We start from the raw sequence: 11,152 nt of genomic DNA, 5'->3' as shown, positions 1-11,152 counted from the left end.
CAAGTAGGCAGAATTCCGCAAGGAATAAAGCGACCAGGGTAGGCGCCACACCACTCGTCAATATGCCAATCGTTATACGCGCGCAAATGGATTAAGGCCAATTCCTTGTTTTCCGCCTTGTGGAAACGTCCGCCGTCAAAGCCAGCAACGGTACCAAAGTTTAGCGATGCAGCAATACCATTGGCATTCATGTCATCGATACGGGCGTGAACGTCGTAAACACCTTTACGCATTTGCTCTAATGAAGAGGGCTCCATACCGTATTCTTCTGGAGGCCGACCCACCACCGCATTCAAACCTACTGAAGGCATATACATACCTTGGTAGGTCCAATAGTTCTTGCCATTTTCGTCGGTACAAAATTTAGGTGCGGTCGCCAAATGTTCCGGCGACAGATGCTTGTCAAATAAATCTGGTGGCTCAGTGATGTGATCATCCACACTGATAATCACCATGTCATTCATATTTATAGTCATATAATCCTCCTGTGCGGCAGTTTCCACTACCTATTGTCAATGTGGCCTATTTAAAATATCCCGTGAAATAACATTATCAAATGTTCTCACTTCGTTCCAACGGTTGCCTCGTACCATTGCTGAAATCGTAAACTGCGCCGATGCGCTTTGCTATAGCAGCACGCTGCGGCTGAAAGGTGAAGCAATTCGGCGGCATTCGACTGGCATCCGATTGCTGCTCCATAGGTATGCTGCGCCCATGTGCGATCATATTACCCCAGCGCAAAAGACGTGCAGCCTCTAATTGCGCTGGCTTTAAATTTTCAATTCCGGGTCGCAGAGTATCCAACCTCGCACCTTCTAGCAAAGCGGATTCAACAATCTTAAATCCAGACTCAACCCAGCTAATCAGACATTCACCATTTCTATATATTTCTGCCACGCGCTTGCCATCTACGGGATCGGCTACCAATATATCGTAGACTGACTCGGCACGATCAAAAGCATGCTTACCGGCTAGCAATGCCAAATCATACAGGTGCGTGCAATTTTCCATTTTTCCGCTCTGTGCGGGAAAGTCCGATAAGGCGACACCACTAAACGCGAGTATTAATTGCTCAACAGCGCCAGGACAAGTCGTCCAAGGCGCACGGTGCATCATCGGTATAATTTCTTTCGCCACAACGCCATCGTGTTTTACCAGAACGCTCATGCAGTGATAGTCGTCTTCGACTTCTGTTAACACTTGCGCCGAGCTCGGCGTAATCCGAAACCGGCGCCGAAATCCTGGCAACTGTGCGGCCGACGGCATCAGTCTAACGCCAATAACAAGGCGGTAGCGAGCGGGCCGCCACCAGAGGTACACACTGCGAGCTTTGGCTCACCGCCAATCTGCCTAGCGCCGCCCTTACCACGCAACTGAACCACGGACTCATGAGCAAAGCCAAAACCATGCAAGCGCCCAGCACCAATTTGCCCACCAAAGGTATTCAATGGTAGCTCGCCGTCTAAGGCAATACGTTTACCGCCTTCAATAAATGCACCACCCTCACCAATGCCACAGAAACCAAGTCCTTCCAACCACGCTACTGCTTGGAAGCTGAAACCGTCATACAGCTGCGCGGTATCAACATCGCTCGGCTTGTAATCTGTTCGTTGCCACAAATCCTTACCTGTAGCATAGCAGGCCATCCACTCGGCCTGATCCCAACTAAGACGCTCAACCCTGCCCGCAGAAGCGGCGATACGAACCGGGGTGCAACGCACTTCGTCAATAGCGTCACCAGCGGACACAATCAGTACTGTAGACGCATCGGTATAACGATCGCAATCAAATAAGCACAGTGGCGAGCTAATCATCCGCGCTGACATATACTCATCCATCGTAAGTGGCTCTCGGACGAGCGCCCGTGGATTTAGCGCCGCATTAGCCCGTCCGGTCAGCGCGATCTGCGCCAACTGTTCCCGAGTCATACCGTAGCGTTTCACATGTCGCATTGCATATTGCGCTGTCCAGGTTGCCGCCGAAATCGCATTAAAGGGAGCAAACCACTGGGAATAGCTATCGACACGCTCGCGCCTAGGCATCGGGTATTCATCGGGCCGCGACATTGCCGCTGCTTCGTACACAGTTCGAAAACATATAACATGGCGCGCGTGACCGGCGCGCACAGCAGCTTCAGCCGCAACCACAGCACCGAGCTGAGATGTAATTTCGCCGCCGCCCGCATACCAATTAGCCTTAATACCAAGGGCATCGACCAGTTCATCGGCCCCGACGGGCGAAAAACCCAACATTGCTGCTGCGCGACCAGGATACGTCGACACACCGTCGATTTGCTCAATACTGAGACCCGCTTCGTCCAAGGCTTCCTTTACCGCATCCAGCGTCAACAATAATGGGTCGCGCGTCAACCTAACGCCAACTTGAGATTGACCAATGCCAGTAATATACGCGTGTTTTTCTGTCACAAGGTCTGATCCATTTTCTCGAATAGCGGCAGATACACATCATCTTGCCGCTCAAATTTAACGTGGACACGATCACCAATATCTACTTTCTCGACATCGCAGTTAATAATATTGCTCGTCAAATACACGCCAGGAACGCCGTCCAGTGCGATCCGAGCGATAACGAAGGGGACTTCCATTGCAGGATGCCACTTCTGGTAATTCACCGTAAACGTATCAACAACACCACTGCCGGCAACGGCTTCCGGCGCAACGTTCTCAGACAAACATTTACTGCATACCGGACGCGGTGGATGAATAAATGTTGCGCAATCTTGGCACCGCATTATTCGCAACTCACCCTCAGCCCCACCCGTCCAAAATGGTCGGTTATGAGCGTCTAAACGTGGCAGTGGGCGAGGCGCAGTCATAATTTAAATTTTCCAGAGCAAATGTAATTCGTCGACACCGATTACGTGGCCGCTGTGAAATTTCGCAGGCCGCGCTGGATCAAGACGAAATTCAGGTAATCGCGCTAACATTTGCTCATACACAATCTGCAACTCAACTCGCGCCAAATGCGAACCCAAACAACGATGCGGGCCAGCATTAAAAGCAATATGCACTTTGTTTTCACGCTTTAGGTCAAAAGTATCTGGCTTGGCAAATTCATTCGGGTCTAAGTCAGCTGCAGGCAAATACAACATCACTTTGTCGCCGGCTTTCATCGTCACGCCTTCAAACACGACATCTTTATCTACGCGGCGTGGCGGCACAGTAAAGGTATAGCGACGCAGCAACTCCTCAGTTACCTCTGCAATCAACGCGGGATCTTTACGTAAATCTGCCTGCAGAGATGGATCCTGGGCGATGTGCCGAATACCGTGACCAATACCATTCATAACGGTATCTAAACCAGCAATAAACAACAGCACACAATAGTTTTCCATATCAGCCAGCGTCATTGGCTCGCCGTCAATTTCAAGCTTCCACAACATACTGATAATATCGTCTTGCGGCTCTTCCTTTCGCGCCAACAAGGTATCGCGCATGCTCGCCGTAATCCGCATCAATTTAGCGGCCATATTGCCTTCTGAATTTGATTCAGAAAGGTGATCTCGCACAAGCTCGCGGTACTCAGCCTGGCGATCCAATGGCAGCCCAAGCATCTTCAAAAATACTTGTACCGGCAGCGGCTCCGCTATCGAGCTCATAAATTCACAAGCGCCATCTGCGATAATATCGTCGATAAGGTCATCAGCGAGTTTACGAATATCATCTTTCAGCGCGGCAATGGCTTTAGGCGAAAATACGCGATTTAACGGCGTGCGATATTTGCCATGTTCCGGTGGATCAACGTTAATGGGAATTGGCTGAGGGATATGGGGGGAGCCCGGCGGCATCTGCGCCATCATTTGCTTAATAATCGCTTGCGGGATAACTTCATTGGAAAAGGTTTCTGTATCTCGCGAGGCATTAAAATTGGCGGAGTGACTCAAAAATACCCAGTGGCCTTCGTTGCGCGGTGTCCAAAAAATTGGCGGCACATTCTGCACCAGGTCATACACCCGCTTGTGCGGATCAACCTGCATCGCAGGATCGAGGAACATATCAAAATCATAAACCAATGACTCTGGAATATGTTCTGGAGTAGGCACTGCTGGACTAAGGTTCGCCGTGCTGGACATGGACAACTCCTCTAAATTCTATGGCGGTTTGCTGGCGCATTGACGCCAGCTACATCAACAAATGGAGCCACCACTATTTGGCTGGCGCACCCATCATAGCGCTCAAATCAATTTGACCAGTTGATACACCGCCCAAGAAACCACCATCAACAGGGAAGGCGACGCCATTCACGAAGCTGGCCGCGTCGCTATTCAAGTAAACCAAGGCTGACGCTTGTTCTTCAGGTGTAGAACGGCGATTACTCGGCTGCATTGCTGCATCCAGCACCGAGGCTTGGGTAGCCGCCTCGAAATGACTCATCATTGGTGTTTGCGTAGGTCCAGGCATCGTGCAGTTAATGCGAATGCCTTTTTTGATTAAGCTAGTCGAACTCATCATAGTCCAAACAATAATCGCTTCCTTGGAGAACGCGTATCCTTCTTTTACATCGTCAAGATGCTGTTCGCACCACGCCACAGCCTCTTCATAAGTCGATTTAGAGAGCAAATCCATTAACACTGGCATGCGGCGACTCCACCCCAAACCACCATTTGATGAAATACTCACAATGGCGCCACCTTCGGCCATCAGCGGCAATACTTGCTCCGTCACTCGCCGCGTGCCCGCATAATTTACTTTCATTACGTCGAGCGGCGGTGACGTCTGGGGTAAACCAGCACAGTTAAAAAGTGCATCGACCTTGCCGCCAATATTGGCAATCGCCGCGTCTATCGCTGCAGGGTCACGTAAATCAACCTGATTAAAAGAGGCCAGTTTTAGCTGGGTTTCTTTGTAATCGATACCGTGAACTTCGGCGCCAAGCTCCAGCAACATACGCGCCGTAGCTTCACCCATACCAGAAAAACAACCACTAACAATGACGCGCTTATTTTTATATCCTAAAAAATCCATTGCCAATCCTCTTAACTGAATATTTTATAAATGCCAAGCTAGCCCGGCACATTTTTATTATGCTTACTGATCGTCTTCAACAATAGTGATCACGCGCTCAGGGCATGACCGGGCACCGCGTTTAGCCAAACTTTCCATGCCCGCAGGCACGTCAACTTCCGTTACTGAAATATAGCCGTCGTCATCAAGCGGGTACAAAACTTCCGAGATTGCTGCGCATCGCGCATTCCCGACACAAGCCTCTTTATCTATGCGGATTTTCATATATCCATCCCTCTCTTGATTCGCTGGCCAAGCCTTCTTCGATTGCGCTATTATACATCAGTGCTGTTTAATAGCAATATAAGCCCAGGGCCGAAACCGGCCACTGAAATGCAGTTTTAACCCAATGTTAATGTGCGGCTAGACACTCCAGAAAAGATACAACAAGTCATTGTTTTATATTAATAATATTTATAACAGGGCGATAAGAATATGGCGCTTTACACGACGACTCAACGCCATAATGTGCCAGCATAATAAGGCGCGGCTTAGACCTCTTGATTTGACTCCAATGTGGCAAATACACCACAACGAGGCATTAGCTAGCATCACAGACAAACCCAAAAGTATTGCTTAACACCTATTGCTGAAATTTATAAAAAGGAGAAAGCCAAATGGCAAAAACAATCGTTATTACTGGCGCAGGGGTCGGGCTTGGTCGCGCCTTGGCACGCCGCTTCGCAGCCGACGGCGACAACGTTGTCTTACTTGGTCGCACCGCTGCTAAAGTAGAGGCGGCTGCGGCAGAAATCGGCGATCGCGCCATGCCAGTTGGCTGCGATGTTTCATCCCCCGACTCAGTGCGCGCCGCCTTCGCAAAGATAGCCGAACGGCACAGCAGCATTGATGTGCTGATAAACAATGCCGCGATCTTTGAGCCATTCCTTATCGAAAACGCCAAAGATGAGCAAATTTTAAGCACCATCGCCACCAACCTTGGCGGCCCGATGCTTTGTGCACGCGCAGCAATACCCATGATGAAATCAGGCAGCTATATCATTAATGTGAGCAGTGAATCCGTTGCTATGAATTTCCCTCATCTCAGCGTTTACCAAAGCTCCAAGGCGGGCATGGAGCGCTTTTCAGAAAGTCTATTCCACGAATTGGGTCCAAGAGGTATTCGCGTAAGCAATGTCCGCGCCGGCGCAATGTATGAAGAGGGCAAAGTATGGGATGCCGATATCGATGCCCAAATTGCCTTTGGCACTGCCGCGGCCGCCGTTGGCATCAACCTACGGGAGAAAGCAATTTCGCAATTCACCTCAGTAACCGACGTATTTCGCGCACTTATTGACCTACCCGCCGACCTGCAAGCGGCGAGCATCAGCCTTCACGCCCGCAAGGCCGACTAAGCATCTGGAGAATTGGCCATGAATGAGTCTGTCGATTTTATTGTCGTTGGCAGCGGCGGTGGTTCGATGTGCGCAGCCCTCAAGCTGCGTGCAGCCGGAAAAAGCGTATTAATTCTTGAAAAAGCTGAACTCGTCGGCGGTACTACGGCAATTTCCGGCGGCGTCATGTGGATTCCCAACAATCGCTTCATGAAAGAAGCCGGGGTAGCCGACAGCCGTGCCGCCGCGCTGGCCTATATGGATGCTGTGGTCGGCGGGCGCGAAGACACCCCCGGCGCCAGCCCCGAGCGACGCACTAAATATGTCGACGAAGCTCCGGCGATGATTGAATTCCTCATCGACCAAGGTATTCGGCTACGCCGGATTCCCAGCTGGCCAGATTACTACGAAGGCCCAGGCGAATCCGTAGCCGGCCGCACCGTCGTCTCAGAACTATTTGATATTAATGTGCTCGGCGAATGGAAAGACAAACTTCGCCCCGGATTTTTGCCACTCGCGGCAAATCTCGATGAAGCGATGGATTTGCCCTATATGAAACGCACCTGGGCCGCGAAAAAGACCCTTGCTCGCATTATTGGTCGAACTGTTTTTTCCCGATTAAAGGGCAAGCACCTTAGCACTGCCGGCCAGGCCTTACAGGGTCAAATGTTGAACGCCGCGATCAAGGCCGGCACCGATATCCGGCTTAATTCTGGCGTTAAAGAATTAATTATCGAAAATGATCGGGTCGCCGGCGTTCTTATCGAAAAAGATGGCGCGCCATGGCGAATCGGGGCTCGCTGCGGCGTGCTCATTAACGCCGGCGGTTTTGCCCGCAATCAAGAGATGCTCGACCAATATATCCCAGGCACCTCGACAGAGTGGTCCAACACCATAGAGAGCGACACCGGCGACCTTATTCGCGAGGGGCTACGAATCGGCGCCGCCGTAGCGCAAATGGATCAGCGCGTTGGCTCGCCCATGACCCTACCCCCAGACAATCCTGCGGTTAAACCCGGCATGCAGGGCGATATGGCACAACCGCACAGTATTGTTGTCGACCAAAGTGGTCAGCGCTTTATGCGTGAATCTGCATCCTACGTGGAATTAGCGAGAAATATTTTAAACCGCAATAAAGAACAGCCCGCAACGCCGAGCTGGCTGATTATGGACAGCCAGTACCTCAAAAAATATATGCTAGCTGGCACCATGCCGGGCTTAAAAAAACCAAAGCATTGGCAAGGTTTTTTGCAACAAGGCGAAACAATAGAAGCATTGGCCAACAATTGTAAAATCGACCCCGCCGCCTTGCGCGCCTCCGTTGAACGTTTCAATGGTTTTGTCGAGCAAGGCATCGATGCCGATTTTGCGCGAGGGAGCCACGTTTACGATAACTGGCTTGGCGACGCCTTGCATCAGCCTTCACAAACCTTGGGCAAAATTGAACAAGGCCCCTTTTATGCGCTGCCAATTTATCCCGGCGATGTCAGCACCTACGGCGGCTTAGTCACAGACGAACACGCGCGGGTACTGCGTAGCGACGGCTCGTTAATTGCCGGGCTCTATGCAACCGGCACCTCAACCGCGTCAGTTATGGGCCATGCCAGCCCCGGCGCTGGCGGCAGTATCGGCCCGTCGTTTACCTGGGCTTACGTTGCTGCAAAACATGTATTGGCCAATACACCCTAAATTCTAATTCAACCCATAAAAGTGTTCGTCATGCGAACTCAAAAGAGGAACAAAAAATGACTATGCTACCTGATGCCAAACTGTACATCGACGGCGTTATACGACCCGCGTCTGACAACAAGACCTATGACAATATCAACCCTTGGACAGCAGAGCCCGTGGGTAAAGTGGCCGACGCCACCGCTGACGACGTCAACGCGGCCATTGCCGCAGCGCGCCGCGCCTTCGACGAAACTGAATGGTCTCGCCAGCATAATTCACGCTTGGCACTGGTTAAAAAGTATCGCGACTTACTGTTCGCCAACCGCGACACCTTGACGCAAATAGCTCGGCTCGAAGCCGGCGCGGCAATGGGCGCGGCTAATCGCGCGCACATCGACGGCGCACTGAATGGCATGGACGATTTAATTAACTGTTTTGCCTCAGTCACCTGGGAGGAAGATCGCGGATTGCGCAACGAATACGGCTTTGATTCGGCCCGTATCGTTGTGCACGAAGCCATCGGCGTGGTTGCTGCAATCACCCCGTGGAACGTGCCACTCTACGTTAATATCGGCAAAGTTATTGCTGCCCTTTTAGCAGGCTGCACCGTCATCCTCAAACCTGCACCCGACACGCCAGTAATGGGCACTATCATGGGCGAGCTCGCCGCCGAAGCAGGATTCCCACCCGGTGTTCTTAACGTGATTACGTCTAGCGAGCCTGCCATGGCTGGCGAAATGCTAGTCGCAGATCCCCGTGTTGACCTGATTTCCTTTACCGGCTCAACAGGTGTCGGCAAGCGTATTATGGAAAAAGGCGCCGAAACCCTTAAGCGCGTATTCCTCGAACTAGGCGGCAAATCCGTCAATATTATTTTGGAAGACACCCCCGATTTTGCCATGACGGTAATGACCGGTATGGCGGTATTCCACGCCGGCCAAGGCTGCGCGATGCCTACCCGCTTGCTCGTACCTCGCAGCCGCTACGAAGAAGCCTGCAAAGCATTAGAAATGTCCTACGCTGGATTCTCTACCAAGTGGGGCGACTTTGACGACCCAACTCAAATCATGGGCCCAGTTATTTCAAAGCGCCAACAAGAACGGGTTATGAGCTATATCGAACTCGGTCAGAAAGAAGGCGCCCGCTTGATCGCAGGTGGTAAAACTCGGCCAGACAAAGGCAATGGTTTCTTTATTGAGCCAACCTGCTTTGTCGATGTCACTAACGATATGCGTATCGCCCAGGAAGAGATCTTTGGCCCTGTATTGGTTGTCATTCCTTTCGAGGACGATGAAGATGCGATTCGCATAGCCAACGACAGCGTTTACGGTCTCGGCGGCGCGGTTTACTCCGGCGACGTTGCTCGCGCGACCAATATTGCTCGCCGCATTCGCGCTGGCGCCCTCAGCGTCAACGGCGGCATGAGCATCACTGGAGACCTGCCCTTCGGCGGCGTTAAAGGTAGCGGTATGGGGCGGGAATGGGGGCTTGAAGGTATTGAAGAGTTCCTCGAAAGCAAAGTAATAGCCACTCGGGTAGCCTAGAAAGACAGAGGTAGTCGGCGAATAATTTTCGGCGACTACCTTTCTAAAAAAAATCTGCGCTGCGTAATTCGCCGCCGACCATCAATCCCTTTCTGCGCGATGATATAAGCAAGGTGATCTGATACCTGTCAATGTCGACTTTAATCACCCTTCGTCAAACCCTGCGCTACCCAAAGAGACAAGTGACACTACCGATCAGTGCAAGGCACCCAAACCTCCCCACTCTATAATCGGTCACCACTTCGCGCGAGCAAGGAATACGGCGGTAACTTCCATCACGAAACCTTTAACACCGCACTACACAGGAGATCAAAATGACCATCATTGACTGGGTTAAGGGCGATCATTCCAGCTTGTTGATCCCCACTCATGCACAAGCCCTGCGCGAAGGCGGTGTAGACTTTCTCAACAAGGCGTTTCACAACAGCGGCTTCCTCAGCACAAACAACCAAATCACAAAAATCATTCAGCTTGAAGAATGTTTCGGCGGCAGCACCGGGCAGAAGTTATTACTTTCACTAGAATACGCATTCCCCGAAGCCCAGCTGCATACTAAACTTTTTGTTAAATTTTCGCGGGATTTCAACGACAGCATTCGTGACCGAGCCAAAAACCAACTTGCCCCAGAAGTAAAGCTCGCATTACTCTCGCAAATGAAAGGTTTCCCAATTGCCGTTCCAAGCTGCGCGTTTGCCGACTATCACGAGGCTAGCGGCAGCGGTATTTTAATCACCGAGCGCATTGCCTTTGCTCAAGGTAATATAGAGCCGCTTTACGAGAAGTGTCTCGACTATACGCTCCCCCAGCCACTGGAACACTATTGCGCTATCATCACGGCACTTGGTCGCTTGGCCGGCACCCAAAAATCAGGCAGTCTCAGCGAGGGCATAGCCAAACACTTCCCCTTTATTCCTGAACAACAGGCGATAAACCAGCCAATTCGCTACAGTCCTGAACAACTGCAAAGGAGACTCAGTCGTATAAGCGAATTTGCTGCACGCTACCCGAAATTACTTGCCGAAAATATTCGTCAGGCCGATTTTTTTAAGCAATGCAGCTTGGACATACCACAGCTACTACTACGCGAAAAAGCCATTAAGAAATATTTGAACGAGAATACGGACTTTATAGCGCTCATTCATTGGAATGCCAATATCGACAATGCCTGGTTCTGGCGAGACAAAGAAAGCACTTTGCAGTGCGGACTGATGGACTGGGGTAGTGTCAGTCAAATGAATGTTGCTATGGCGCTATGGGGTGCGCTAAGTGCAGCGGAGCTATCACTTTGGAATGATCATTTAGATGAGCTACTCGCGCTATTTGCGAGTGAGTACCAAAAAGCCGGCGGCCCGCAATTGGCCCCTGCGGAATTAAAGTTTCAAATGTGTCTTGCTGTCGCCATGTTGGGGCTTGCTTGGCTAATGGATGCTCCGGCTATGATCCTAGCGGAAATTCCCCAGCTAAATGCCGAAACCGATCGCTTTGACCCACTTTTTGAACAACACGAATCCGCGCGGACCCAGCTACAAATGCTCAATACTTTCTTAAATCTGTGGCAAAGCCAAGACTTTGCCAGCTT

11 protein-coding genes are annotated in these 11,152 nt (G+C 51.0%); 4 read left to right on the top strand and 7 right to left on the bottom strand.

The genetic code is table 11. The features are described 5' to 3' along the window. The 7 genes from ABYT30_RS09960 to ABYT30_RS09930 all read right to left on the bottom strand — a co-directional run. Positions 1-476, bottom strand: a 476-nt coding sequence (locus tag ABYT30_RS09960; protein WP_373096279.1) for a hypothetical protein, incomplete at its 3' end; no start/stop codon positions are given. 76 nt (positions 477-552) lie between these two features. Next, positions 553-1,266: a hypothetical protein gene (locus tag ABYT30_RS09955; RefSeq protein ID WP_373080871.1), complete on the bottom strand. Its 714-nt coding sequence runs from the start codon at positions 1,264-1,266 to the stop codon at positions 553-555. Next, positions 1,266-2,426: a thiolase family protein gene (locus ABYT30_RS09950; RefSeq protein ID WP_373096276.1), complete on the bottom strand. Its 1,161-nt coding sequence runs from the start codon at positions 2,424-2,426 to the stop codon at positions 1,266-1,268. The genes ABYT30_RS09955 and ABYT30_RS09950 overlap by 1 nt, the downstream gene beginning before the upstream one ends. Further along, a complete protein-coding gene (locus ABYT30_RS09945) occupies positions 2,423-2,836 on the bottom strand; it encodes a Zn-ribbon domain-containing OB-fold protein (protein ID WP_373096274.1) in 414 nt (137 codons plus the stop codon). The genes ABYT30_RS09950 and ABYT30_RS09945 overlap by 4 nt, the downstream gene beginning before the upstream one ends. 3 nt (positions 2,837-2,839) lie before the next feature. Beyond that, complete coding sequence (locus ABYT30_RS09940; RefSeq protein WP_373080875.1) at positions 2,840-4,093, bottom strand: cytochrome P450; 1,254 nt, start codon at positions 4,091-4,093, stop codon at positions 2,840-2,842. 73 nt (positions 4,094-4,166) lie between these two features. Beyond that, entirely contained in the window at positions 4,167-4,985 is an 819-nt protein-coding gene (locus ABYT30_RS09935; RefSeq protein ID WP_373080877.1) for a coniferyl-alcohol dehydrogenase, read from the bottom strand. A gap of 63 nt (positions 4,986-5,048) precedes the next feature. After that, positions 5,049-5,249 carry a ferredoxin gene (locus ABYT30_RS09930; protein ID WP_373080878.1) on the bottom strand — a complete coding sequence of 67 codons (201 nt, stop codon included), beginning with the start codon at positions 5,247-5,249 and terminating at the stop codon, positions 5,049-5,051. A gap of 392 nt (positions 5,250-5,641) precedes the next feature. Here ABYT30_RS09930 and ABYT30_RS09925 point away from each other — a divergent pair, with 392 nt between their 5' ends. From ABYT30_RS09925 to ABYT30_RS09910, 4 genes are all read left to right on the top strand, one after another. Beyond that, the gene (locus tag ABYT30_RS09925) at positions 5,642-6,379 is read left to right on the top strand and encodes an SDR family oxidoreductase (RefSeq protein ID WP_373096272.1); all 738 of its coding nucleotides are present in this window, start codon (positions 5,642-5,644) and stop codon (positions 6,377-6,379) included. Positions 6,380-6,397: 18 nt separating this feature from the next. Then, on the top strand, positions 6,398-8,047 hold the full coding sequence (locus ABYT30_RS09920; RefSeq protein WP_373080882.1) for an FAD-binding protein: 1,650 nt from the start codon (positions 6,398-6,400) through the stop codon (positions 8,045-8,047). Between the two features lie 56 nt (positions 8,048-8,103). After that, entirely contained in the window at positions 8,104-9,573 is a 1,470-nt protein-coding gene (locus tag ABYT30_RS09915) for an aldehyde dehydrogenase family protein (RefSeq protein WP_373080884.1), read from the top strand. Positions 9,574-9,887: 314 nt separating this feature from the next. Beyond that, positions 9,888-11,152 (top strand): hypothetical protein (locus tag ABYT30_RS09910; RefSeq protein ID WP_373096270.1); only part of this gene is annotated, 1,265 nt, incomplete at its 3' end.

Source organism: Zhongshania sp. (assembly GCF_041623545.1).
GTDB lineage: Bacteria > Pseudomonadota > Gammaproteobacteria > Pseudomonadales > Spongiibacteraceae > Spongiibacter.
The sequence above is the reverse complement of the archived record's forward strand: the minus strand, read 5'-3'. Positions and strand labels throughout refer to the sequence as shown.